22 protein-coding genes are annotated in these 23,303 nt (G+C 72.7%); 12 read left to right on the top strand and 10 right to left on the bottom strand.

Annotated elements, in window-relative coordinates:
* Genes ABZS77_RS06590 through ABZS77_RS06565 form a run of 6 tightly spaced genes read left to right on the top strand, consistent with a single transcriptional unit; the run spans position 1 to position 7,197 of the window.
* Complete coding sequence (locus ABZS77_RS06590; protein WP_354818257.1) at positions 1–852, top strand: glycosyltransferase family 2 protein; 852 nt, start codon at positions 1–3, stop codon at positions 850–852.
* Positions 849–1,937, top strand: coding sequence for a glycosyltransferase family 4 protein (locus ABZS77_RS06585; protein ID WP_354818254.1), 1,089 nt, complete (start codon positions 849–851; stop codon positions 1,935–1,937). Before ABZS77_RS06590 ends, ABZS77_RS06585 begins: the two co-directional genes overlap by 4 nt.
* Entirely contained in the window at positions 1,934–3,400 is a 1,467-nt protein-coding gene (locus ABZS77_RS06580; protein ID WP_354818251.1) for a hypothetical protein, read from the top strand. Before ABZS77_RS06585 ends, ABZS77_RS06580 begins: the two co-directional genes overlap by 4 nt.
* The gene (locus ABZS77_RS06575) at positions 3,388–4,299 is read left to right on the top strand and encodes a glycosyltransferase (RefSeq protein ID WP_354818248.1); all 912 of its coding nucleotides are present in this window, start codon (positions 3,388–3,390) and stop codon (positions 4,297–4,299) included. Before ABZS77_RS06580 ends, ABZS77_RS06575 begins: the two co-directional genes overlap by 13 nt.
* Positions 4,299–5,120, top strand: coding sequence for a glycosyltransferase (locus ABZS77_RS06570; RefSeq protein ID WP_354818245.1), 822 nt, complete (start codon positions 4,299–4,301; stop codon positions 5,118–5,120). The genes ABZS77_RS06575 and ABZS77_RS06570 overlap by 1 nt, the downstream gene beginning before the upstream one ends.
* Positions 5,121–5,163: 43 nt before the next feature.
* Positions 5,164–7,197: a hypothetical protein gene (locus tag ABZS77_RS06565; protein ID WP_354818242.1), complete on the top strand. Its 2,034-nt coding sequence runs from the start codon at positions 5,164–5,166 to the stop codon at positions 7,195–7,197.
* 9 nt (positions 7,198–7,206) lie between these two features.
* Here the strand turns inward: ABZS77_RS06565 and ABZS77_RS06560 are convergent, their stop codons facing one another.
* Positions 7,207–8,502: a hypothetical protein gene (locus ABZS77_RS06560; protein ID WP_354818239.1), complete on the bottom strand. Its 1,296-nt coding sequence runs from the start codon at positions 8,500–8,502 to the stop codon at positions 7,207–7,209.
* Between the two features lie 134 nt (positions 8,503–8,636).
* On the opposite strand from ABZS77_RS06560, the gene ABZS77_RS06555 reads away from it, so the two are divergent.
* From ABZS77_RS06555 to hutH, 6 genes are read left to right on the top strand one after another with little or no spacing between them, the layout of a single operon-like run.
* The gene (locus tag ABZS77_RS06555) at positions 8,637–9,476 is read left to right on the top strand and encodes a MurR/RpiR family transcriptional regulator (protein WP_354818236.1); all 840 of its coding nucleotides are present in this window, start codon (positions 8,637–8,639) and stop codon (positions 9,474–9,476) included.
* Between the two features lie 16 nt (positions 9,477–9,492).
* The gene (gene hutU, locus ABZS77_RS06550) at positions 9,493–11,148 is read left to right on the top strand and encodes a urocanate hydratase (RefSeq protein ID WP_354818233.1); all 1,656 of its coding nucleotides are present in this window, start codon (positions 9,493–9,495) and stop codon (positions 11,146–11,148) included.
* Complete coding sequence (locus ABZS77_RS06545) at positions 11,145–12,347, top strand: allantoate amidohydrolase (protein ID WP_354818230.1); 1,203 nt, start codon at positions 11,145–11,147, stop codon at positions 12,345–12,347. The genes hutU and ABZS77_RS06545 overlap by 4 nt, the downstream gene beginning before the upstream one ends.
* Positions 12,338–13,705 carry a formimidoylglutamate deiminase gene (locus ABZS77_RS06540; protein WP_354818227.1) on the top strand — a complete coding sequence of 456 codons (1,368 nt, stop codon included), beginning with the start codon at positions 12,338–12,340 and terminating at the stop codon, positions 13,703–13,705. Before ABZS77_RS06545 ends, ABZS77_RS06540 begins: the two co-directional genes overlap by 10 nt.
* Positions 13,702–14,871 carry an imidazolonepropionase gene (hutI, locus tag ABZS77_RS06535; protein WP_354818225.1) on the top strand — a complete coding sequence of 390 codons (1,170 nt, stop codon included), beginning with the start codon at positions 13,702–13,704 and terminating at the stop codon, positions 14,869–14,871. The genes ABZS77_RS06540 and hutI overlap by 4 nt, the downstream gene beginning before the upstream one ends.
* Positions 14,868–16,406, top strand: coding sequence for a histidine ammonia-lyase (gene hutH / locus ABZS77_RS06530; RefSeq protein ID WP_354818222.1), 1,539 nt, complete (start codon positions 14,868–14,870; stop codon positions 16,404–16,406). The genes hutI and hutH overlap by 4 nt, the downstream gene beginning before the upstream one ends.
* Positions 16,407–16,468: 62 nt before the next feature.
* On the opposite strand, the gene rdgB is transcribed toward hutH, so the two are convergent.
* The 9 genes from rdgB to ABZS77_RS06485 all read right to left on the bottom strand — a co-directional run bounded on the left by rdgB (position 16,469) and on the right by ABZS77_RS06485 (position 23,284).
* On the bottom strand, positions 16,469–17,083 hold the full coding sequence (gene rdgB, locus ABZS77_RS06525) for an RdgB/HAM1 family non-canonical purine NTP pyrophosphatase (RefSeq protein WP_354818219.1): 615 nt from the start codon (positions 17,081–17,083) through the stop codon (positions 16,469–16,471).
* A complete protein-coding gene (gene rph, locus ABZS77_RS06520; RefSeq protein ID WP_354818216.1) occupies positions 17,080–17,805 on the bottom strand; it encodes a ribonuclease PH in 726 nt (241 codons plus the stop codon). The genes rdgB and rph overlap by 4 nt, the downstream gene beginning before the upstream one ends.
* Positions 17,806–17,927: 122 nt before the next feature.
* Positions 17,928–18,671, bottom strand: coding sequence for an MBL fold metallo-hydrolase (locus ABZS77_RS06515; protein WP_354818213.1), 744 nt, complete (start codon positions 18,669–18,671; stop codon positions 17,928–17,930).
* A gap of 226 nt (positions 18,672–18,897) precedes the next feature.
* Positions 18,898–19,863: a cysteine synthase gene (locus ABZS77_RS06510; RefSeq protein WP_354818210.1), complete on the bottom strand. Its 966-nt coding sequence runs from the start codon at positions 19,861–19,863 to the stop codon at positions 18,898–18,900.
* A gap of 11 nt (positions 19,864–19,874) precedes the next feature.
* Positions 19,875–20,204 (bottom strand): MoaD/ThiS family protein, encoded by a 330-nt coding sequence (locus ABZS77_RS06505; protein WP_354818207.1) that lies wholly within the window; start codon positions 20,202–20,204, stop codon positions 19,875–19,877.
* A 67-nt stretch (positions 20,205–20,271) separates the two neighbouring features.
* The gene (locus ABZS77_RS06500) at positions 20,272–20,760 is read right to left on the bottom strand and encodes a M67 family metallopeptidase (protein ID WP_354818204.1); all 489 of its coding nucleotides are present in this window, start codon (positions 20,758–20,760) and stop codon (positions 20,272–20,274) included.
* Between the two features lie 52 nt (positions 20,761–20,812).
* On the bottom strand, positions 20,813–21,307 hold the full coding sequence (locus ABZS77_RS06495) for a DUF2017 domain-containing protein (RefSeq protein ID WP_354819555.1): 495 nt from the start codon (positions 21,305–21,307) through the stop codon (positions 20,813–20,815).
* 2 nt (positions 21,308–21,309) lie between these two features.
* A complete protein-coding gene (gene clpS, locus ABZS77_RS06490) occupies positions 21,310–21,600 on the bottom strand; it encodes an ATP-dependent Clp protease adapter ClpS (protein WP_139583456.1) in 291 nt (96 codons plus the stop codon).
* 148 nt (positions 21,601–21,748) lie between these two features.
* Positions 21,749–23,284 carry a hypothetical protein gene (locus tag ABZS77_RS06485; RefSeq protein ID WP_354818201.1) on the bottom strand — a complete coding sequence of 512 codons (1,536 nt, stop codon included), beginning with the start codon at positions 23,282–23,284 and terminating at the stop codon, positions 21,749–21,751.
* Positions 23,285–23,303 lie beyond the last annotated feature (19 nt).

Genomic DNA, 23,303 nt, shown 5'->3' with positions numbered 1-23,303 from the left:
TTGGATGCCTCGATTGTGGTCCTCGCCTGGGAGGACTACGACCGTACGCGCGCCTGCGTGCTGTCGTTGCCCCGCGAGGCGGAGATCGTCGTCGTCGACAACGGCAGCTCGGACGACATCCGCCAGGCACTCGAGGAGTTCTGCGCCCGGCAGGGCGTCCGCTACGTCCAGTCCGGCTCGAACCTGGGCTACGCCCGGGGGATGAACCTGGGTGTCCGGCACACCACCAGGGCGAACGTCATCCTGTCGAACAACGACATCCTCGTGCACGAGGGGGCCGTCGAGCGGTTGCTGCGGGCACTCGACGACCCCACGGTGGGTGCCGCCTTCCCGGGTGTCGTCGCCCCGTCCGGCGAACCGCGGACGGAGGGCGGACGCTTCCTGAGCGTGCCCGTCGGGCTCGCCCACGCGACAGGTCTGAGCATGGTCCTGCCGAACCTGCGGATCATCGCCGACCCGGCGACGGCGGACTGGCTGACCGGGCCGTTCGTCGCGCTGCGGCGCAGCACCCTCGACGCGATCGGCGGCGTCGACGAGACGTCATTCTTCTACGGCGAGGACATGCGCCTGTGCTGGGCGGTGCAGCAGCGCGGCCTGCGCCTGGCGTACGTGCCGGACGCGGTGGTCATGCACGAGGACGACGCCACGGCCAAGCGGCGCTGGACCGAGGAGGAGATCTCCCAGCGGCGGACGCGTGAGCTGATCCGGGCCACCCGGCAGATGGCCGGCCGGCGGGGGCAGGTCGCCGGCGCCGCGTTCGTGGTCGGGGTGCTGCTGCGCGCGGCCGTCGGCCCGAACCCGGTACGGCGGGCGATCGCACGGGGCGCCGTCGAAGGACTGCGTGCCCGATGAAGGTGCTGTTCGTCTGCACCACCGGCGGGTCCGGCCGGCGCCAGTTCGGCGGCGCGGAGCGGATCCTCACGGAGATCATCCCCGCGCACGCACGGACCGGCGTCGACGTCGTCGCCGCCACCTCCGACGACGAGGTGGGCGCCTCGCTGCGGGAGTCCGGGGTCCCGTGGGTCAGCCTCGGCGCCGCCCGCCGGGTCGACCCGGGGTACGCCCGTTCGCTCCGGCGTCTCGTCGACGAGGTGAGGCCGGACGTGGTCTGCGCGCACCTGCTGTCCGCGGCGATGCACTCGCGGGCCGCCCTGGCCACCGCACACCGGGACACACCCCTGGTGGTCACCATGCACACCAGCCTGTGGCAGTTCCTCGACACGGCGCCCTCGGTGGCGCGCCGGGCCAGCATCCAGTCGAACATCACGCTCGACCTGCTCATGCGCCGGCTGCGCCCGCACGCGAGCGTGGCCGTGTCCCAGTTCGAGGCGGACGAGCTGCGCAACCGGGGCCACGTCCGGAACGTCCACGTGATCCCCAATCCCCTCCCGGCCGCCTGGCCCGCGCCGGCACCGACGGCGCCGGGGTCCCGGCGGCCCGTGGTGGGTTACCTGGGCCGGTTGGAGCCCGAGAAGGGCGTCGACCTGATACCCGACGTCGCGTCGCTCATGACGGACACCGACTTCGCCGTCGCCGGCACCGGGGCGCTGGCCCTGGCCGCCCGACCGAACGTGGAAACCGTCGGCCGGGTCGACGCCGCCGACTTCCTGCGCCGGATCGACTGTCTCCTCGTGCCGTCCCGGGTCGAGGCCTTCGGCCTGAGCGCCCTGGAGGCGCTGTCCCTCGGCGTACCGGTGGTCCACTCCGGGGCTGGAGGTCTCGCCGAGGTGACCCGGCACGCGGCCGGAACGCTGGCGTTCCAGAGCGCCCTCACCCCCTCGTCGATCGCCGCCACGATCCGCCAGGCCGTCGCGGCGGCCACCGTCGAGCAGCGGCGCGCCGTCGCGGACCGGTACGCGAGGGAGTACGCCTTCGACCGGTGCGTCACGCGGTGGCAGAGCCTGTACCGGTCACTCCTCACGAGGAACGCAGAATGATCTTCCAGAAGTACCTGACCGTCGGGCTGTGGGTCGCCGCGGTCGCCGTCGTCGTACCGATCTACCTGGTCGACGCGGCAGCCGGAACGGTGGCGGCGTTCGCGGCCGTCGCGGTCATCGCGGTGCGGTCCGCGCTGTGGCTCGCGGTGTGCTCCGCCGCGTGGTCGCTCGTCTTCCTCGCGGTGATCACGATTCCGGGCCCGTACGACTCGCCGGCCGGCCGGGCCGTCATCCCGGTGCTCGGCGTCTTCGTCGGTTGCTTCCTCGCCGCCTGGTACGCCGGTCGGTGGCTGGCTGGCCGTGGTCGGTCCGCCCTCGCCGAGCCGGCGAAGGCCCCTCCACTGTGGTGGATCCAGCCGGCGGGTCAGGACCGGTCCTCCGCCGCCACGACGGCCCCCGCGAGCCGGTCGCCGCGTCCCACGTTGCGGTGGCCGTCGGATCGTCGCCTCACGGCGTTCCTGCTCGTCGTGCTGGCCGTCGCGGTCATCGGGGGTGCGCTGAAGTTCCACGGTGCGGTGCCGCCGCTCTTCGCCGACAACCCGGACGTCGCCCGCGCCGAACTGGGCCTCAGGTCGAACATCGTCGTGGGCCTGCTGGCGGAGGCGTGGACGCTGGGCATGGCGATCTCTCTCCTGCGGGTGCTCAACGGCAGGTCCGAGGGCCGCTGGCGGTACCTGCTCCTGGTCGTGGTCTTCACGTTCGGGGCGGCACTCGGCGCCAGCAAGAACTCGGTGCTGGTGGGGATCGTCCCCGCGCTCGTCGCGGCGCTCTCCACGCGACGCGAGTCGGGCGGCATGAGTGTCCGGCACCGGCAGATCGCGGCCCTGGTCGTGGTCCTGGTCGGCCTCGGGGTCGTGGGCGGCGCCGTCTACCTCGGTGGGCAGCGCACCCTCGCCGGCACCGGCACCTTCGAGGACCAGTTCCGGGCTCAGTACGGCGGCAGCGCGCTCTCCACGAGCGTCGGGTCGCTCGACCTGTCGCTCAGTTCGTCGGTGGAGACGTTCGGTCGCCTCTGGGAGCACCGGGACGAGTACGACCCGGCGTGGGGGCGGTACTCGCTGACCTTCACCGGTTCGGTCGGCGAGCGGCTCCTCGGGCCGGTCGACCTCTACCAGATCACCGGTGGGCTCAGCCAGCCGTTCTACATGAACACCGCGACCTTCGTGGCGGTGCCACTGATGGACTTCGGACCGGTCGGTGCGGGTGTGGCGCTGGCCCTCACCGGGTTGATCGTCGGTTTCGCCGAACGGCGGCTCAGCGAGGCCCCCAGCCCGGCGCACCACATCGGGCGCGCGTTCCTCATCTACTACGCCACCTTCGGGGTCTACGAGTTCTACCCGGTCATCCAGCCGTTCTGGCTGTCCCTCGTCCCCGGGATCATCGCGTTCTACCTGGTCAGCAACCCCTCCAGGCTGGCGCTGCCGGCCTGGCCGAAGCTGGTGACGCCGACGTGGAAACGCTGACGATCGTCACGGTGCTCTACCGGTCCGCCGGCATGCTCGCCGAGACGCTGCCGACCTGGGTACGCGGTGCCGAGGGCCTGCCGGTGCGGTTCCTCTTCGCCGACAACTCGCCGGAGGACGGCTGTCGGAAGGTCATCGCCGACCACCTGGACGACGACCGCTACGAGTACCTGCCCGACCCCGCGAACCCGGGCTTCGCGACCGGCTGCAACCGGGCGGTGGCGCGTACGACGACGAGCCACGTCCTGCTGCTGAACCCGGACGTGTGGCTGCCCGAGGGCGCCCTGGCGACGCTCTGCGCGACCATCGCCGAGGTCACCGACGCGCCGGTCGCGGTCGGTCTGTCCATGCACGGCGGCGAGTACGTCGGCATCGACCTCAACCCGATCTCGCTGTTCATCGACCGGCCGGCCACCGCGACGAGAGGTCCGCTGGGTCCGTCGGGCGGAGCCGCCGTCTTCCCGGTCGAGCTGTTCCGACGGTTCGGCGGCTTCTACGAGCACCTGTTCGCCTGGGGTGAGGACGCCGACCTGGCCTTCCGCCTCTACGCGTCCGGGGTGCGCACCCACCGGTCGGAGCTGGTCCTGCCGCACGCCGGCGGGCACAGCGTCGAGGGTGACCACACGTTGCAGGGGTTCCGCGCGTACCTGCTGGCCCGCAACCGGCTCCTGGTCGCGGCCCGCACCTTCACCTGGCCACTGATGCTCGTGGCGATCCCGGTGCTGGCCCTGGCGCACCTCGCGCTGGCCGTCCGCCGGGTGCGTCAGGGCCTGCTGCGACCGTTCCTGCGGGGGGTGGGCGAGGGCCTGCGGGGCGGGCCGCGCGCCCGTCGGCAGTGGCCCGGTGAACGGTTCGGCTTCGCCACCCTGATCAGCTACCTGACAGTTCGGAGAGCGTGATGACGGGACGACGCTGGAGTGTCGTGACGGTCACCTACAACTCGGCGCGGACGCTGCGCGACTGCTGGCGGGGCGGGGCCAGACCGTACGAGTGGATCGTCGTGGACAACTGCTCCTCCGACGACTCGGTGGCCGTGGCGGAGGAGCTGGGCGCCCGGGTCGTCCGGCTACCGGAGAACGTCGGCTTCTCCCGGGCCAACAACATCGGGCTCCGCGAGGTGGTGGGCGAGTACGTCCTGTTCGCCAACCCGGACCTGGAGATCAACCCGACCGAGGGGTTCACCGTCCTGGAGGGACACCTCGACGCGCACGGCGGACTGGCCGCGCCGCAACTGCTCTCCTCGGACGGCGTACCGCAACCGAACGGCCGCGGCTTCCCCTACGCCACCGCCAAACTGGGCAACCGGAAGATCTGGCCGTTGTCCCGGCTGCACGCCTCGTACCGGTTGACGGCCGCACCCGGCGAGGCGGTGTGGGTGGCGTGGGTCATGGGCGCGGCGGTCGCCGCACGGACCAGGGACTTCATCGACCTGGGCGGCTGGAACGAACGGTTCTTCCTCTACTACGAGGACCACGAACTCGGCCTGCGCGCCTGGCGCGGCGGACATCCGGTGGCGCTGCTCGGCGACGTGCGGTGGACACACCACTGGGGCCGCGCGACCAACTCGTTGCGCTGGTCCCGGGCACACACACTTGAACTGCGCAGCGCCCGGACGTTCTTCGGCATGTTCCCGGAGTTCCTGACCGGGCTGCCACCGGCGCCGCGCCGGCACCGGCAGGCGGCGCGTCTGGTCGGCTCTCCCGTCCCGAACGGCCGCTGACCGCGGTCCGGGACTCTGACCCGCGATGACGAGAGGGGCTCCGATGGCAGTGACCACCGCCGACGGTCCGCTCCCCCGGGCGACGCCACCGGACGTCCGCGACCGGGTCGCGCGGCTCGGCCGCTCCTTCCTGCGCGGCATCTGGCTCTTCCCGGCCCTGCTCACCGTCCTGCTGACGGTGCTGACCGTGCTCCAGATCAGCGGCTCGTCGATAGGCGTCTACCAGTCGATGCTCTACGGGTCGCAGCACGACGCGAACCTGCTGGCCAACGAGCCGCAGCCGATCCGGTCGGACGAGTGGATCGTCAACACCCAGCTGACCATCGCGCAGGACGCCGCCGGATATCCCCGGATCAACCCCAACATGGGGCAGGGCGCGGACGTCTCCCTGGTCCTGGACGTGCCGTACAAGGACTGGTCGGCCGCGTTCCGGCCACACAACCTGGCGTTCCTGGTGCTCCCGCTCGACCACGCGTTCGCGTTCAAGTGGTGGCTCATGGCGGTGCTGCTCATCCTGAGTGGCTACTTCTTCGTGCTGGTGCTGATACCGGACCAGCGCTGGCTCGCCGCCGGGCTGTCGTTGACGCTCTTCTTCAGCCCGTTCGTGCAGTGGTGGTACCAGTACATCACCGTCGGCCCGCTGTACTACGCGCTGTTCATCGCGACGGTCTTCGTCCTCGTGCTGCGGTCGACCCGGATGCTCGCCACCGTCGCCTGGGCGGCGCTGCTGGCGTACCTGCTCACCTGTTTCGCGCTCGTCCTCTATCCGCCCTTCCAGATTCCCTGCGCCCTGGCGCTGACGGCGTTCTGCGTGGGGCACCTCGTCGAGCGGTACACCGCCCGACGGGACCCCCTGCTGCGTCACCTGGGCCTCGTCGCCGCGTCGATCGTGGTCGCGGGCATCCTGGTCGCCCTGTTCGTCACCACCCGGCTGGACGCCATCAACGCCGTCCTGAACACCGCCTACCCGGGTCAGCGGCTCACCCGCAGCGGCGGCTTCGACCTGGCCCACCTGTTCTCCGGACACACAAGCCTGGGCCTGGAGTCGAGCCGCTCGGCGGCGCAGTACACCATCCCGGACAAGGGCCTGACCAACCAGAGCGAGAACTCCAACTTCCTGCTCGTCCTGCCGTACCTGGCCGTGCCGTGTCTCTACCTGCTGTACCGGTCACACCGGAGCAGGCGTGTCGTCGACTGGCCGCTGCTGCTGGTCAACCTCGCGTTCCTCGGGGCGCTCGCGTGGCTGTACGTGTCCCACCTGGACGCGTGGGGCCGGCTGCTGTTCCTGGACCGGGTGCCGCACACCCGGCTGCTCATCGGCATCGGCCTGCTCAACTTCATCGGGCTCGTACTGTTCGTCCGGCTGCTGCGCGACAAGCGTTCGGCGCTGCCGGGTCGTACCGTCGTCATCGGCTACACACTGGCGCTGCTGCTCGTCCAGGCGCTCCTCAGCCTGCACGTGGTGCGGGCCTTCCCCGGCTTCCTGGGCCTCGGCGGCTTCGTCCTGTCGCTCGTTCCGGTGCCGTTGGTGGTGTATCTGACGCTCCGGCGCCGCTTCACCTGGGCCGCGTCGGTCCTGCTGGCGTTCTCGGTCGCCATGACGGCCTTCATCCACCCGCTCTACCGGGGTACGGCCATCCTGACCCAGACACCCCTGTCCCGGACCATCCGGGCCATCACCGCCGAGGATCCGGACGCCAGGTGGGCGGCGGAGGTGGGCATCGTCCAGAACTTCGCCGCCATGAACGGCGCCCCGTCCCTGTCCGGCGTCTTCGCGTACCCCCAGTCGCAGCTGTGGCGCAGCGCCGCCGTGCAGGACCAGCAGGAGTACGTCGTCAACCGCTACGCGCACGTCTGGTTCACGTTCGACCGGAACCCCGCCGTGATGGTGACGACGACCTTCACCCTCACGGCGGCGGACCACTTCCTGGTCAACACCGAGCCGTGCGGCCCCTTCCTCCGGCAGAACCGCGTCACGTACCTCGTGACGGGCACCGAGATCAACGAGTCGTGCCTGAAGCTGCGGGCCACGATCCGCTATCCGGCTGCCACGTTCCTCATCTACGAGTTCTGGTAGGGCGTCCGCTCAGCTGTTCCGGTGCCAGAGGTCGCGCAGCGCGTCCCAGTTGCCGCCGATGCCGGACTCGCACGGCGTCTCGAAGTACACGGCGCCCAGCCGGTCGTCCCGGTCCCACCAGATGCCGCACATGACGCGCCCGTCACCGGGGTTGCCTGCGTACTCCACGTAGCTGCCGGTGGCCCCGCTGGCGCCCCCTGTGGTGCGCGCCCCCTGCCTGATCCCCGGTGAGAGGGTGCCGGCGAGGAAGGCGAGCTGCTCGCGGTAGGCGCGCGCCGCGTCCTTCGTCGTCGTGGACTCGAAGAGCGCGAAGTGGACGAACACGTTGCCGTACCGGCAGAAGACGTGCCGCTTCTCGTCCTTGGGCAGCTTCGGGCCACCGGCCTCGCGGTCGGACGCGCAGTCGCCCATCCGGGCCAGCCACGGCTCGGCGAGCGGCACCAGATCCGGGTCGAACTTCGCCTTGTTCAGGGCGTACTGGGTCTTCTCGAACAGCGGCGTGGCCGGGCTGGCCGGGGACCGGGTCGCGGACGGCGTGTCGTCACCGAGGGCGCCACCGCCGAGGAATCCGGCGCCTGCGGCCAGCACGGCGGCCAGGACGATGCCGCCGATCCACAGGCCCGTCCTGCTGCGTGGCGGTCGCGCCACCGGGGCGATCCGCCGACCGCCGGAGGTCGAGAGTGGATCGAACGACGGAACCGGCGCAGGGCTGTCGGCGTACGCCGGGGACTGCGGAGCGGCCGAGACCGGCGTGGGCGGGGGCGGCGCGGGCGAGGCGGGCGCGGCCGAGACCGGCTGCGGCGACGCCGACACCGGCTGCCCGGAGACCGGGGTCATGTGGACCGCCCACGGGAGCTGCGGCATCTCGGACACCAGCTCGGGCGCCGGGGGTTGCGCCGGCCCGGTGGCCTGCTGCGGCACACCGGACACCGGTGGGGTGGGCGGCGCGGAGGTGGGTGGCGCCGACGTGGGGGGCGCGGACACCGGCAGGTCGGACACCGGCTGGTAGTCCATGCCGAGGCTCTGGAAGAGCCGCTGCGGCGCGTGCCCCTCCTCGGCCCGGTAGGCCACCCACGGGTGGGATGCGGTCAGGTCGGCGTCCGCGTAACGGTGGCCGCCGGCGGCCTGGGCCAGCGCGTTCGCCGCGTTGCCGAAGGCCACCCGCCAGCGCTCGTCGGACGCGGCGACCCCGTCCAGCACGGCCACGGTGGCGAACTGCCCCTGCCCGTCCACCGCGGCCCAGGCCTTACCAACCTGACACGCGCCCAACATGTGGGTGTACCTGTATGGGCTCTCCGGCTGCATGCCACTCCTTAGCTCAACCGCCGTGGATCCTACAGAGGTGGCGCCATCCCAGCGCCCCGCCGGTCGGCGGAGCGACAGGTGGAGAGACGGGCGAACCCTTGCCCCCTGAAAGTTTTCATGCATAGAGTCACGCTGTGAATGAAGGAGCGTCGGTCGAGCAGGTGCTGGACCTGTTCGACGGAGTGCGGCTCACCCCCACCCAGCGGCGGATCGCCCACTGCCTCGTGCAGCACGCACCGGCCGTGGCGTACCTGTCGGCGGCCGAGGTCGCCGAACTGGCCGGGGTCAGCCAGCCGTCGGTCACCCGGTTCGCCGTCGCGCTCGGCCACGACGGCTACCCGGCGCTGCGCCGTCGGCTGCGCGACCTGACCGCCGCCGCCGGCCGGCCGGCGGACGCCGGCAACGAACTCCAGCAGGCGGTACGCGCCGAGATGGGCAACCTGGACCGGCTGGCCGGTCAACTCTCCGACCGGGACCGGATCGCCGAGACCGGACGGCTGCTCGCCGCCAGCCGTCCGCTGCCGGTGCTCGGCCTGCGCGCCGCCGCGCCGCTGGCCGCGTACTTCGCCTACTTCGCCGCCAAGGTCCACCCGGACGTACGGGTCCTCGACGACGGCGGCAGCATGCTCACCGACCGCCTGGAACAGGCCGCCGAGGCCGGGGCGTCCGCCCTGCTCGCCTTCGTGCTGCCCCGCTATCCCCGGGAGACGCTCGACGCGCTGCGCGAGGCCCGCGCCGCCGGGCTGACCGTGGTGGCGATCAGCGACTCGCCGGTCAGTCCGGCCACCGAGCACGCCGACGTGGTGCTGCCCGCCGCGGTCGGCGCGCACCTCGTCTTCGACCTGCACACCGCCCCGATGACCCTGGCCATGGTGCTGTTGCAGGCGATCTGCGACGCCGCGCCGGCCGACACCCAACGCCGACTGGAGGCGTTCGAAGCCTCCGCGGCCCGCCGACAGTTGTTCCTCGGATGACCGGAGGAGACCAGAGATGACCCAGCCCGTCCGTGCCGCACGGGGCAGCCAGCTCACCGCCCGGGGCTGGCCGCAGGAGGCCGCCCTGCGGATGCTGATGAACAACCTCGACCCCGAGGTGGCCGAACGCCCCGACGACCTGGTCGTCTACGGGGGCACCGGCAGGGCCGCGCGGGACTGGCCGTCGTACCACGCGTTGGTCCGTACGCTCACCGACCTGCGTGAGGACGAGACGATGCTGGTGCAGTCGGGCCGCCCGGTCGGGGTCATGCGCACCCACGAGTGGGCGCCCCGGGTGCTGCTGGCCAACTCCAACCTGGTGGGCGACTGGGCGACCTGGCCGGAGTTCCGCCGCCTGGAACAGCTCGGCCTCACCATGTACGGGCAGATGACCGCCGGCTCGTGGATCTACATCGGCACCCAGGGCATCCTCCAGGGCACCTACGAGACGTTCGCGGCCGTTGCCACCAAGCGGTTCGGGGGCACCCTCGCGGGCACGCTGACGCTGACCGCCGGCTGTGGCGGGATGGGCGGCGCGCAGCCGCTCGCGGTCACCATGAACGACGGCGTCTGCCTCGTCGTGGACGTGGACCGCACCCGCCTGGACCGCCGGGTGCACGACCGCTACCTGGACGAGGTGGCGGACTCCCTGGACGACGCGGTCGCGAGGGTCCTCGCCGCGAAGCGGGAGCGCCGGGCACTGAGCGTCGGCGTGGTCGGCAACGCCGCCGAGGTCTTCCCCGAGCTGCTGAACCGGGGCGTCGAGATCGACGTCGTGACCGACCAGACCAGCGCGCACGACCCGCTGGCGTACCTGCCGGTGGGGGTGGAGCTGGCCGAGGCCCGGGACTACGCCGCCGCGAAGCCGGCGGAGTTCACCGACCGGGCCCGCGCGTCGATGGCGAAGCACGTGGAGGCGATGGTCGGCTTCCTCGACGCCGGCGCCGAGGTGTTCGACTACGGCAACTCGATCCGGGGCGAGGCGCAGCTCGGCGGCTACCAGCGGGCCTTCGACTTCCCCGGTTTCGTGCCGGCGTACATCCGGCCGCTGTTCTGTGAGGGCCGGGGGCCGTTCCGGTGGGCGGCGCTCTCCGGCGACCCGGCCGACATCGCCGCCACCGACCGGGCCATCCTCGACCTGTTCCCGGAGAACGAGTCGCTGGCCCGGTGGATCAAGCTGGCCGGTGAGCGGGTCGCCTTCCAGGGCCTGCCGGCGCGGATCTGCTGGCTCGGCCAGGGCGAACGGGACAAGGCGGGTGTGCGGTTCAACGACATGGTCGCCTCCGGTGAACTCTCCGCCCCGGTCGTCATCGGCCGGGACCACCTGGACACCGGCAGCGTCGCCAGCCCGTACCGGGAGACCGAGGGGATGGCCGACGGCTCCGACGCGATCGCCGACTGGCCGCTGCTCAACGCGCTCGTCAACACGGCGAGCGGAGCCTCCTGGGTCTCCATCCACCACGGCGGTGGTGTCGGCATCGGACGGTCGATCCACGCCGGGCAGGTGTGCGTGGCCGACGGCACCGCCCTGGCCGGGCAGAAGATCGAGCGGGTGCTCACCAATGACCCGGCGATGGGTGTCATCAGGCACGTCGACGCCGGCTACGACATCGCCCGCGACGTCGCCGCGCGCACCGGCGTGCGGGTGCCGATGGCCGAGGGCGCCGCGTGAGCGACGACCTGCCCGGCCGGTTCCGGGCGCTGTGGGACGAGATCGCGCCGATCGGGCGGGACGCCGGCAGCGGCGGCTACCTGCGGTACGCGCTGACCAAGCCGGAGCGGGAGCTGCGCGCCTGGTTCCGGGCACAGGCCGAACGCCGTGCCATGCCGGTCACCGAGGACGGCAACGGCAACCTCTTCGCGCACTGGGGTGACCCGCAGGGCTCCGACGCGGTGCTGACCGGCAGCCACTTCGACTCGGTGCCGCACGGCGGGGCGTACGACGGGCCGCTCGGCATCGTCAGCGCGTTCCTGGCCGTGGACGAGCTGCGCGCCGCGGGGGTCACCCCGGGACGGCCGCTGGTGCTGGCCGCGTTCGTGGAGGAGGAGGGGGCCCGTTTCGGCGTACCCTGCCTGGGGTCGCGGCTGCTCACCGGCGCGCTGGCGGCCGACCGCGCGGCCGGCCTGCGCGACGCGGCCGGGGTGAGCTTCGCCGAGGCGCTGGGCGACCGGCCGGCGGGCGCCCGGCCGGACCTGCTGGGCCGGTTCGGCGCCTTCGTGGAGCTGCACGTCGAGCAGGGCCGCGCGCTCGTCGACGCGGACGCGCCGGTCGGCGTGGCGAGCGCGATCTGGCCGCACGGCCGCTGGCGCTTCGAGGTGGTCGGCGAGGGCAACCACGCGGGTACCACCCGGATGGCCGACCGCCGCGATCCGATGCTCACCTACGCGTTCACGGTGCTGGCCGCCAACAAGGAGGCCCGGCTGCGCGGCGCGCACGCCACCGTCGGCCGGGTCGCCGTGGAACCCAACGCCACGAACGCCATCCCGTCGAAGGTGACCGGCTGGCTGGACGCCCGCGCCGCCGACCCGGAGACACTGACCGGGCTGGTCGACGCGGTACGCGGCAAGCTCGCCGAGCGGGCCCGCCGCGACGGTACGGAGGTGACCGTCACCGAGGAGTCGGTGACGCCGCTCGTCGCCTTCGACGGTGGGCTGGCCGAGCGGCTGGCCACGCTGCTCGACGCCCCGGTGCTGCCCACCGGCGCGGGACACGACGCCGGGGTGCTCGCCGCTCACCTGCCCACCGCGATGCTCTTCGTGCGCAACCCGACCGGGGTGTCGCACTCCCCCTTCGAGTCGGCCACCGACGACGACTGCGCCGCCGGGGTGCGCGCGCTGGCCCGGGTGCTCAAGGAGCTGACATGCCGGTGACACCGACCCGCTGGCTCGCCGAGTACGCCTGGCTGCCCCAGCACGCCGAACCCACGCCCGACGTGCTGATCGAGGTGGAGGACGGCCGGATCAGCGCGGTGACGCCGCTGACTCCGGGGAGCAGGCCAGCGGCCGGGGTCGAGGTGTACGCCGACGCCGTTCCGCTGCCCGGCCTGACCCTCCCCGGGCTCGCCGACGCGCACTCGCACGCCTTCCACCGGGCGCTACGTGGGCGCACCCACGGTGGCCGGGGCGACTTCTTCAGCTGGCGGGACCGGATGTACGCCGTCGCGGACCGGCTGGACCCGGACACCTACCTCGCCCTGGCCCGCGCGGTGTACGCCGAGATGGCGCTGGCCGGGATCACCTGCGTCGGCGAGTTCCACTACCTGCACCACCGGCCCGACGGCGGCGCGTACGACGACCCGAACGCGATGGGCGCGGCGCTCGTCGAGGCCGCCGCACATGCCGGTATCCGGCTCACGCTGCTGGACACCTGCTACCTGAGCGCGGGGGTGGACGGCCGACCCCTCGCCGGACCGCAGCGCCGTTTCGGCGACGGGGACGCGGCGCGGTGGGCCGAGCGGGCCGGGGCGTTCCGCCCCACCGACGCCCATGCCCGGGTCGGCGCGGCCGTGCACTCGGTGCGGGCGGTCCCCGCCGACCAGCTCCGTACGGTCGCCGACTGGGCCCGGGACCGGCACGCGCCCCTGCACGTGCACCTCTCCGAGCAGCCCGCCGAGAACGACGAGTGCCGGGCCGTGCACGGGCGTACCCCCGCCGCCCTGCTCGCCGACCACGGCGTCCTCGGGCCGGACACCACAGCCGTGCACGCCACCCACCCGACCGGCGCCGACATCTCGCTGCTCGCGGACAGCCGGACCGGGGTGTGCCTCTGCCCGACCACTGAACGCGACCTCGCCGACGGTATCGGCCCGGCCCGGCGGATGGCCGACGCCGGGATCCGGCTGAGCCTGGGCAGCGACAGTCACGCGGTCGTCGACCTGTTCGAGGAGGCCCGCGCGGTGGAGTTGGACGAGCGGCTGCGCACCCGCCGCCGTGGCCACTTCGCGCCTGTCGACCTGCTGGCCGCCGCCACCGCCACCGGGCACGCGGCGCTGGGCTGGGCCGACGCCGGGCGGATCGCCGTGGGCGCCCGCGCCGACCTGGTGACCGTACGGCTGGACAGCGCCCGCACCGCCGGAGTTCCGCCGGTTGGCGTGTTCTTCGCGGCCGGGGCGGCGGACGTCGACCAGGTCGTCGTGGACGGTCGGGTGGTCGTGGCCGAGGGCCGGCACCTGAGCGTCGACGTGCCCGCCGAGCTGGCGGCGTCGATCGAGGCGGTGACGCCGTCATGAGCGGCAGCCTGCTGGTCGACAACATAGGCGAACTGGTCACCAACGGCGTCGGCGAGGGCCCGCTGGGCATCCGCCGCGACGCGGCCGTGCTGGTCGAGGACGGCCGGGTGGCCTGGGTCGGGGCCGCCGCGTACGCGCCGGCCGCCGACCGGCGGGTCGACGCCGGCGGGGCCGCCGTGCTGCCCGGTTTCGTGGACAGCCACGCCCACCTGGTCTTCGCCGGGGACCGGGCCGCCGAGTTCGCCGCCCGGATGGCCGGCCAGCCGTACACCGGCGGCGGGATCCGCACCACTGTCGGCGCGACCCGGGCCGCCAGCGACGACGAGCTGCGGGCCACCGTGCTCCGGCTGCGCGGGGAGGCCCTGCGCCAGGGCACCACGACCATGGAAATCAAGAGTGGGTACGGGCTGACCGTCGCCGACGAGGCCCGCTCGCTGCGGATCGCCGCCGAGTTCGGCACCGAGACCACCTTCCTCGGGGCGCACGTGGTGCCCGCCGAGTACGCCGACCGCCCGGACGACTACGTCGGACTGGTCTGCGGGCCGATGCTGGCCGCCGCCGCGCCGCACGCGAAGTGGATCGACGTGTTCTGCGAGCGGGGCGCCTTCGACGTCGACCACGCCCGCGCCATCCTCGCCTGCGGGCAGGCCGCCGGACTGGGCGTACGGCTGCACGCCAACCAGCTCGGCCCCGGCCCCGGCGTCCAGCTCGGGGTCGAACTGGGCGCGGCGAGCGTGGACCACTGCACCCACCTGAGCGACGCCGACGTCGACGCGCTCGCGGACGCGCACACCACCACCGTCGCCACCCTGCTGCCCGGGGCCGAGTTCTCCACCCGCTCGCCGTACCCGGACGCGCGCCGGCTGCTCGACGCCGGTGTCACCGTGGCCCTGGCGACGGACTGCAACCCCGGTTCGTCGTACACCTCGTCGATGCCCTTCTGCATCGCCCTCGCGGTCCGTGAGATGCGGATGACCCCGGCGGAGGCGGTCCGGGCCGCGACCGCCGGCGGCGCGCGGGCGCTGCGCCGCGACGACGTCGGCGTGCTCACCCCCGGCGCGCGGGCCGACCTCGTCGTCCTGGACGCGCCGTCCCACCTGCACCTGGCCTACCGGCCCGGTGTCCCACTGATCCGCAAGGTTCTGCTCAACGGAGTTCCGCAATGACGAACGTGACCATCCAGCCCACCGGGATCTCCGCCGACGACGTCCTCGCGGTGGCCCGCGGCACCGCCACGGTGGTCCTCGACCCGGCCACCCGGGAGGCGATGGCGACCAGCCGCGCGATCGTGGACGGCATCGAGGCCGCCGGGCGACCCGTGTACGGCGTGTCCACCGGGTTCGGGGCGCTGGCGAACACCTTCGTCGCCCCGGAGCGGCGGGCCGAACTGCAACACGCGCTGATCCGCTCGCACGCCGCCGGGGTGGGTGCGCCCATGCCCCGCGAGGTGGTCCGGGCCATGATGCTGCTGCGCGTACGGTCGCTCGCGCTGGGCCGCTCCGGGGTCCGCCCGCTTGTCGCCGAGGCGCTCGTCGACCTGCTCAACCACGACATCACCCCGTGGGTGCCGGAGCACGGCTCGCTTGGCGCGTCCGGTGATCTGGCGCCGCTGGCGCACTGCGCGCTGGTGCTGCTCGGCGAGGGCTGGGTCCTCGGCCCGGCCGGTGAGCGGCGCGACGCGGCCGACGTGCTCGCCGCCGCCGGGCTCAAGCCGATCGAGCTGGCCGCCAAGGAGGGGCTGGCGCTGATCAACGGCACCGACGGGATGCTCGGCATGCTGCTGCTGGCCATCCACGACGCGGCACACCTGTTCGCCATGGCGGACGTGACCGCCGCGCTGGCCATCGAGGCGATGCTCGGTTCGGAGCGGCCGTTCCTGCCCGAGCTGCACACGATCCGCCCGCACCCCGGTCAGGCGACGTCGGCGGCGAACATCCACCGCCTGTTGCAGGACTCCCGGGTGATGGACTCGCATCGGGACGACCTGGCGCACGCCGTGCAGGACGCGTACTCGATGCGGTGTGCCCCCCAGGTCGCCGGCGCGGCCCGGGACACCCTGGACTTCGTCCGCACGGTCGCGGCGCGGGAGCTGGTGTCCGTCGTGGACAACCCGGTGGTGCTGCCCGACGGCCGGGTCGAGTCGACCGGTAACTTCCACGGCGCGCCGCTCGGCTTCGCCGCCGACTTCCTCGCCATCGCCGCCGCCGAGGTGGGCGCGATCGCCGAGCGGCGGGTCGACCGGCTCCTCGACGTCACCCGGTCCCGGGAACTGCCCGCGTTCCTCTCCCCCGACGCCGGTGTCAACTCCGGGCTGATGATCGCCCAGTACACGGCGGCCGGGATCGTCGCGGAGAACCGCCGTCTGGCCGCCCCCGCCTCGGTGGACTCGCTGCCCACCAGCGGCATGCAGGAGGACCACGTGTCGATGGGCTGGGCGGCGACCAAGAAGCTGCGCACCGTCCTGGACAACCTGACCAGCCTGCTCGCGGTGGAGCTGCTCGCCGGGGTACGCGGTCTTCAGCTTCGTGCACCACTGGTGCCGTCGCCGGCCGGCCGGGCCGCCGTCGCCGCTCTCGGCGGGGCGGCCGGCGACCCCGGCCCGGACGTGTTCCTCGCCCCCGTCATGGAGGCGGCTCGTGCGGTGCTGGCCGGCCCGCAGCTGCGCGCCGCCATCGAACGGGAGATCGGCCCGCTGGGCTGACCTCCGCCCGGTCGCTGTCGCCCGCCGCGGGTCAGGCGGCGGGCGACAGCACCTCGCGCACGTCAGGCGGGCGGCAGCACCTTCGCGACAAGCTTGGCCAGCTCGCGCAGCGCCTTGCCCCGGTGACTGATCGCGTCCTTCTCCGCCGGGCTCAACTCGGCGTTGGTCCGGTCCTGCCCGTCGCCCAGGAAGATCGGGTCGTAGCCGAAACCGCCGTCACCGCGCGGGGCCCGCAGCAGACGCCCGGCCTGCCGCCCGTCGACCAGATGCTCCTTGCCGCCGGGCAGCACAAGGGCCACCGTGCAGACGAACGAGGCGGACCGCTGGTCGTCGGGCAGGTCGGCGATCTGGTCCAGCACCAGCTCGAGGTTGGCGCGGTCGTCGCCGTGCCGGCCCGCCCAGCGGGCGCTGAGCACCCCCGGCATGCCGTTGAGCGCGTCCACCGCGAGACCGGAGTCGTCGGCGACCGTCGGCAGGCCCGTACGCCGACAGCCCTCCCGCGCCTTGATCAGCGCGTTCTCGCCGAAGGTGAGACCGGACTCCGGCAGCTCCGGGTACTCCTCGACGTCGTCGAGGCCGATCAGGGCGACCCGGTGCGCGCCGAGCGCGGAGTCCAGGATCCGCTGGAGTTCCACAAGCTTCTTCTGGTTGCGCGTGGCCAACAGGACCTTGTTCACAGCAGTGCCTTCCGCTGGGCTTCGGCCAATTCGGCGCACCCGGCCACGGCCAGGTCGAGCAGACTGTCGAGCTGGTCCCGGGCGAAGACGCCGGCCTCACCGGTGCCCTGCACCTCGACGAAGTCACCCGCGCCGGTGCACACCACGTTCATGTCCACCTCGGCGGCGACGTCCTCCTCGTAGCAGAGGTCGAGGCGCGGCTCACCGGCGATGATCCCCACGCTGACCGCGGCCACCGAACGGTGCATGACCTTCTCCGGCTTGCCGGCGAGGGCCTTGCGGGCGGCCAGCCAGCTGACCGCGTCGTGCAGCGCGACGTACGCGCCGGTGATCGCGGCGGTGCGGGTGCCGCCGTCGGCCTGGAGCACGTCGCAGTCGAGGACGACCGAGTTCTCCCCGAGCGCCTTGAGGTCGATGCACGCCCGCAGGCTGCGGCCGATCAGGCGGGAGATCTCGTGGGTCCGACCACCGACGCGACCCTTGACGCTCTCCCGATCGGAGCGGGTGTTGGTGGCGCGGGGCAGCATCGCGTACTCGGCCGTCACCCAGCCGAGCCCGGAGCCCTTGCGCCAGCGGGGCACGCCCTCGGTGACGCTCGCCGTGCAGAGCACCCGGGTGCCGCCGAACTCGACGAGCACCGAACCCTCCGGGTGGGTGCTCCAGCCCCGCGTCAGGGTCACCGGTCGTAGTTGAGAGGGCCCTCGCCCGTCAGGTCGCGCCATGCCTGCACCCTATGCGGTGCGGTGATCCACCTCCGCCGGGGTGTCCCGACAGGTGTCCGCGTCGTGCGTCCGGAGATGCCGGCGACCGCAGCCGACGCCGACCACCTCGGGCGCGTGCGAGGTCAGATGTCGTAGCTGGCGCCGGGCCGGACCACGTCGATCGGCCCGGTGTACGCGCCGGCGGCCGACTCCAACGTGTGCGCCTCGCTGCCCCAGGCGGCCACCAGATGGGTGAGCAGCAGTCGGCCCACCACCGCCTTGGTCGCCGTCTCGCCGGCCTCCCGGCCGGTCAGGTGCAGATCCGGTGGGTTGTCCACCCCGTCGAGGAAGCTCGCCTCACACAGGAAGGTGTCGACGTTCTGGGCCAGCCGCAACAGCGCGTCGCAGGGCGCGGTGTCCGACGAATAGCACAGCGACCGGCCGTCGTGCTCCAGCCGCACCCCGTACGTCTCGACCGGATGGTTGACCCGGTCGACGGTGACCGTGAACGGACCGATCGGGAAGGTGCCCGGCTCCAGTGCATAGAACTGGTAGACGTCCTCCACCGTGCCGTCGTCGTGGTACGCGGCGCTGAGCCGGTCCGGAGCGCCCGCCGGGGCGTACACCGGCAGGGGCGGATAGGGGCCCTCCGGGGCGTAGCGGCGGACCACCACGTACGTCACGGCGTCGAGGATGTGGTCGCAGTGCAGGTGGGTCAGCAGGATGGCGTCGGGGGCGTGCAGGCCCGCGTACCGCTGGAGGCTGGACAGGGACCCGGAACCGAAGTCGACCAGGAGCCGGAAGCCGGCGGCCTCGACGAGGTAGGCCGAGCAGGGTGATTCAGGGCCGGGAAAGCTGCCGGCACAACCCAGGACGGTCAGTCGCATCGGGTCGTCCCATTGTCACTGTCAGTAGCATTGGTGTCGGCCGTCGCTCCAGCCATGATCTCAACCGACGCGTGCGCCACGCTGCGCAGCCTACGCTGAGGTACCCGGAGGCAAGAATCATCCGCTGGAACTTGTCACGAACGTGACACCTGCTCACAGGTGGGGCACGGCAGCGTTCGGGCCGCCGACGCACGCGTCGACGGCCCGCACAGGAAGATCATCGCGGTCAGGCCCAGAGCTGACCCTCAAGGGCGTCCTCGGCGTCGGCCAGCGTCCCGCCGTACGCACCGGTGGAGAGGTACTTCCACCCGCCGTCGCAGACCACGAACGCCACGTCGGCCCGACGACCGTCGCGGACCGCCTCGTGCGCCACCGCGAGCGCGGCGTGCAGGATCGCGCCCGTGGAGAACCCGGCGAAGATGCCCTCCACCTCGACGAGCTGGCGGGTACGCAGCACCGCGTCCCGGGTGCCCACCGAGAACCGCCGGGAGAGCACCGAGGCGTCGTACAGCTCCGGCACGTACCCCTCGTCGATGTTGCGCAGCCCGTAGACCAGCTCTCCGTAGCGCGGCTCGGCCGCCACCACCTGGATGCCCTCGACCTTCTCCCGCAGGTAGCGGCCGGTGCCCATCAGGGTGCCAGTGGTGCCCAGCCCGGCCACGAAGTGCGTGATGGTGGGCAGGTCGTGCAGCAGCTCCGGACCGGTCGTCTCGTAGTGCGCCCGGGCGTTGGCCTCGTTGCCGTACTGGTAGAGCATCACCCAGTCCGGATGCTCGGCGGAGATCTGCTTGGCGGTGGCGACAGCCTGGTTCGACCCGCCCGCCGCCGGCGAGAAGATGATCTCGGCACCGTACATGCGGAGCAGCTGGATCCGCTCGGTCGAGACGTTCTCCGGCATCACACAGACCAGCCGGTAGCCGCGCAGCTTCGCCACCATGGCCAGCGAGATGCCGGTGTTGCCGCTGGTCGGCTCGAGGATGGTGTCACCCGCGCGGAGCCGGCCCGCCTCCTCCGCGGCACGGACCATGAACAGCGCCGCCCGGTCCTTGATGCTGCCGGTCGGGTTCCGGTCCTCCAGTTTGGCCCAGAGCCGCACCGGCGGAGCACCGTCGGGCACCGTCGGGGAGAGCCGGGGCAGACCGACGAGCGGTGTGCCCCCGCACGCGTCGAGCAGACTGTCGTACCGCGCCATGGCGGCCGTCCTCAGCGAGCAGCGACGGCGTGCTGGCTGATCGCGGCAGCGGCCGCGAAGCCGAACGCGCCGCCGGCCACCGCCGGCAGGATGGTGACGCTGTCACCGTCGGAGAGCTTGGCGTCCAACGCGCCGAGGAAACGCACATCCTCGTCGTTGACGTAGACGTTGACGAAGCGGTGCAGCGCGCCGGCCTCGGTGACCAGCCGGCCACGCAGCCCGGCGTGCCGGGAGTCCAGGTCGGCGAGCAGGTCGCCCAGGGTGTCGCCGGCGCCGTCGACGACCTTGGCGCCGCCGGTGTAGCTGCGCAGGATGGTGGGGATGCGAACCTCGATGGCCATGATGTCGTGCTCCTCGCTCGGGTGTGCCTACGGTGACGGGACGAAAACGGGTGCGGACGCTGACGGATCAGCGGCCGGAACACTCGTAGTCGACCGTCGCCGGGCTCTGCCCGAACATGTACGACTGGACGGCGTGCGGGTCGACGGCGGCCTCCACGATCTGGACCGGCTCCTCGGTCACCACGCCGTCGACGATCCGGAACGACCGGATCTCCTCCGAGTCGGGCTCACGGGTCGAGACCAGCAGGTAGTGCGCGCCCGGCTCGCCGGCGAAGGAGACGTCGGTCCGTGACGGGTACGCCTCGGTGGCCGTGTGCGAGTGGTAGATGACCACCGGCTCCTCGTCGCGGTCGTCCATCTCCCGCCACACGCGCAGCTGCTCCATCGAGTCGAACTCGTAGAAGGTCATCGAACGCGCCGCGTTGTCCATCGGGATGTGCCGGGTCGGGGTGTCGCTGCCGACGGCACCGGCGACGACGCCGCACGCCTCGTCGGGGTGGTCCCGGCGCGCGTGGGCGACGATCGCGTCGATGATCGACCGGTCGATGCTCAGCACGTGCACCAGCCTAACCCCTGTCGGACAGGGGCTGAAGTGGTGCCGGTCACGCCTAGTCGATCAAGGCGTTGAGCAGCGACTCCTGTAGATACCCGAGGTACTCGTAGACCGACAGCTGGAACACCCGGCTCGAACCCGGGTCCTCGGTGACCGCGTCGTCGAGCTCCTCACCCAGGTCGGTGCCGTCCTTGATCTCCAGACGGACACCCATCGCCAGCCGCGCGTCGTTCAACGCCCGCAGCCACGCCTCGGCCGCCTCGGCGTCCAGCCGCACCTCGCCACCGGCCTCGTCCGGCAACGCGGCCAGGATCGCGCCCGCCTGATCAATCTTGGCGGTCTTCAGGTCACCCTCGGTGTAGCGACGGAACTCCGCAGTACCCGCCACGTCCTTCGGGTAGACCGCCGGAAAGAGCCGGCCGACGACCGGGTCGGTGTGGTCGAAGCCATCGGTGAGCAGGCCGACAACCTCGGAGGCGACCTTGCGCAGCACCCGCACCTCGTCGACCGCGAAGGTGGCGACGTAGCAGCCGGCCTGCCGACGGAACATGCTCACGACTTGTCCACCGTCGCCCACAGCCCGTACGCGTGCAGCTGCGACGCGTCGTGCTCCATCCGCTCCCGCGCGCCGGTGGAGACCACGGCCCGGCCCTTGTGGTGCACGTCCAGCATGAGCTGCTCGGCCCTCTCCCGGCTGTAGCCGAAGAGCTTCTGGAAGACCCAGGTCACGTACGTCATCAGATTGACCGGGTCGTCCCACACGATCGTCACCCATTGCCGGTCAGCCGCCGGCACCTCGTCAGTGTCCGGCGTCTCGACCGGCGCAACCTGTGGAGCCGCCATGCCCCCCATCGTGCCACCGGTTTCCCGGAACCGAGGAACCGGAACGCCGGCCCGTCGAGGATCGCCCACTTCGGCCGTGCCCGACCCGCCCCGCACGTCGTCGGCCGCGAAGGGTGGAGCGAGCCCGGACGGTTGGGCGACCACGCCGTCAGGCGAGCAGGATGCCGTGGTCGACTGCATCGGAGAGCACCGCGCCCAGCGAGAGGCGGATCACCTCGAACCGCCGGGACACCTCCCGGGACAACCCCAGCTCGACCTCCCGCAACGCCCGCTGGGACCAGGCCCGCGCCGCGTTGTGGTCCTCGTTGCCGGGCGTACGCCACTGCTGCCAGCACCCGCCGGAGAGCGCCACCGCCACCGGCGGCAGCACCTCGTCGCGGGACGGCGTCGGATAGCCGGCGAGGGCGTCGATCGCATCCGCGCCGGTCAGGTTGGCCACCCCGGCCGTACTCGTGATCAACAGCACCCGGTCCAGGTCGCCGCCGTTGCGGTGGTCGGCCAGGCCGTACCGCACGGCGGTGGCGATCCGGCGGCGCACGCCCTCGGCCGGCGGGGCGCCGAGCACCCGGGTCGCCGCGTCGGTCAGGATGCCCCGCACGGCGTGGTCGCACTGGGCGGTGGCCAGCAACGACAGGGCGGCCATCTCCCGGTCCAGCAGGTCGGGCAGGCCGGGGCAGCCCACCCCGAAGACGATCTCCTGGACGGCCCGCAGGTGGATGTTGGCCAGCTCCAGGGCGAGATGCTGGCGGATGCGCTGCGAGCAGGAACGGGTCTGCCGATCCAACTGCTCGGACCAGTCCCCGGGGTCGGCGACGACGGTGACCCGCTCGTGCTGGCCCGGCAAGACCGGAGGATCGGCGCTGGCGCGTTGCAGGCCCTCACCCGCCGCCCAGCCCACCAGGGCCCGGCGCAGGTCGGCCGCGGAGGCGGCGTCGTCGACCGGGAACCAGCGCGCGCCGGCCAACGCCGGCACGGCGGCCAGCAGCGCAGCGCGGTGCGCCTCCACGGTCACCGCGACCGGGTCCACGTCGTTCGACGACAGCGATGCCCCGGCACCTACCCTCGGGGTCACGCGCTCGGCCGGCGTGCCCCAGCCCGCCGCGCCCGGGGTGACCGCGAAGGCGACCTCCACCGCCGCCTGGGCGATCTCGGCGAGCAGGTTCAGCTCCGCCCCGGTGAACGCCTGGTCGGCCGCGATCACGAAGAGCAGCGCGCCGGCCCGGCCCACCGCGTCGAGCAGCACCCGGCCGCCGGCCACACCGAGCGTGCCCGTGTCGGGTGTGTCGATCAGGGTGAAGTGCCGCAGCAGCGGCTCGGCCACGCTCAACTCGACCCGCCGGGGCGGGCGGGCGAGCGCCGGCCCGGCCGCGTCGCGGTCCGCTCCGTACGAGTAGGGCTGGCGGTAGCCGGGGACGAACGCGGCCCGGGTCGGCACCTTGGCGTGCCGCACCACCAGCCAACTGCCCGCCGGAACGGTGAGCATGACCGGGTCGAGCCCCAGCAGGGTGGCGAGCACGGTACGCCGCTCGGCACCGGCCGGGCCGACGGCGACCACGCCGAGCGGCTCCTCGGGGGCGGGACCGGTCACGCCGGTGCGGGTCGGCAGCGGCCCGCAACTGGGCAGGTCGGTATGGCCAGACACGTCGTCGGACGAGTCGACCGAGGGGAGAGGGCCCTGCTTCATCGGGTGACCTCCCAGGGCA

The sequence above is a fragment of the Micromonospora sp. NPDC005298 genome (assembly GCF_040607375.1).
Taxonomy (GTDB): Bacteria; Actinomycetota; Actinomycetes; order Mycobacteriales; family Micromonosporaceae; genus Micromonospora.
Note: the sequence above shows the minus strand (reverse complement) of the source record. Positions and strands in the feature narration are given on the sequence as shown.

Coding starts and splice junctions, on each gene's coding strand:
- ABZS77_RS06495 (WP_354819555.1), bottom strand. CDS start 21,307: ATGTTCCGTCGGCAGGCCGGCTGCTACGTCGCCACCTTCGCGGTCGAC.
- ABZS77_RS06585 (WP_354818254.1), top strand. CDS start 849: ATGAAGGTGCTGTTCGTCTGCACCACCGGCGGGTCCGGCCGGCGCCAG.
- ABZS77_RS06510 (WP_354818210.1), bottom strand. CDS start 19,863: ATGGCGCGGTACGACAGTCTGCTCGACGCGTGCGGGGGCACACCGCTC.
- ABZS77_RS06515 (WP_354818213.1), bottom strand. CDS start 18,671: ATGCGACTGACCGTCCTGGGTTGTGCCGGCAGCTTTCCCGGCCCTGAA.
- hutI (WP_354818225.1), top strand. CDS start 13,702: ATGAGCGGCAGCCTGCTGGTCGACAACATAGGCGAACTGGTCACCAAC.
- ABZS77_RS06560 (WP_354818239.1), bottom strand. CDS start 8,502: ATGCAGCCGGAGAGCCCATACAGGTACACCCACATGTTGGGCGCGTGT.
- ABZS77_RS06540 (WP_354818227.1), top strand. CDS start 12,338: ATGCCGGTGACACCGACCCGCTGGCTCGCCGAGTACGCCTGGCTGCCC.
- ABZS77_RS06580 (WP_354818251.1), top strand. CDS start 1,934: ATGATCTTCCAGAAGTACCTGACCGTCGGGCTGTGGGTCGCCGCGGTC.
- ABZS77_RS06570 (WP_354818245.1), top strand. CDS start 4,299: ATGACGGGACGACGCTGGAGTGTCGTGACGGTCACCTACAACTCGGCG.
- ABZS77_RS06565 (WP_354818242.1), top strand. CDS start 5,164: ATGGCAGTGACCACCGCCGACGGTCCGCTCCCCCGGGCGACGCCACCG.
- rph (WP_354818216.1), bottom strand. CDS start 17,805: ATGGCGCGACCTGACGGGCGAGGGCCCTCTCAACTACGACCGGTGACC.
- ABZS77_RS06485 (WP_354818201.1), bottom strand. CDS start 23,284: ATGAAGCAGGGCCCTCTCCCCTCGGTCGACTCGTCCGACGACGTGTCT.
- hutH (WP_354818222.1), top strand. CDS start 14,868: ATGACGAACGTGACCATCCAGCCCACCGGGATCTCCGCCGACGACGTC.
- ABZS77_RS06505 (WP_354818207.1), bottom strand. CDS start 20,204: ATGGCCATCGAGGTTCGCATCCCCACCATCCTGCGCAGCTACACCGGC.
- clpS (WP_139583456.1), bottom strand. CDS start 21,600: ATGGCGGCTCCACAGGTTGCGCCGGTCGAGACGCCGGACACTGACGAG.
- hutU (WP_354818233.1), top strand. CDS start 9,493: ATGACCCAGCCCGTCCGTGCCGCACGGGGCAGCCAGCTCACCGCCCGG.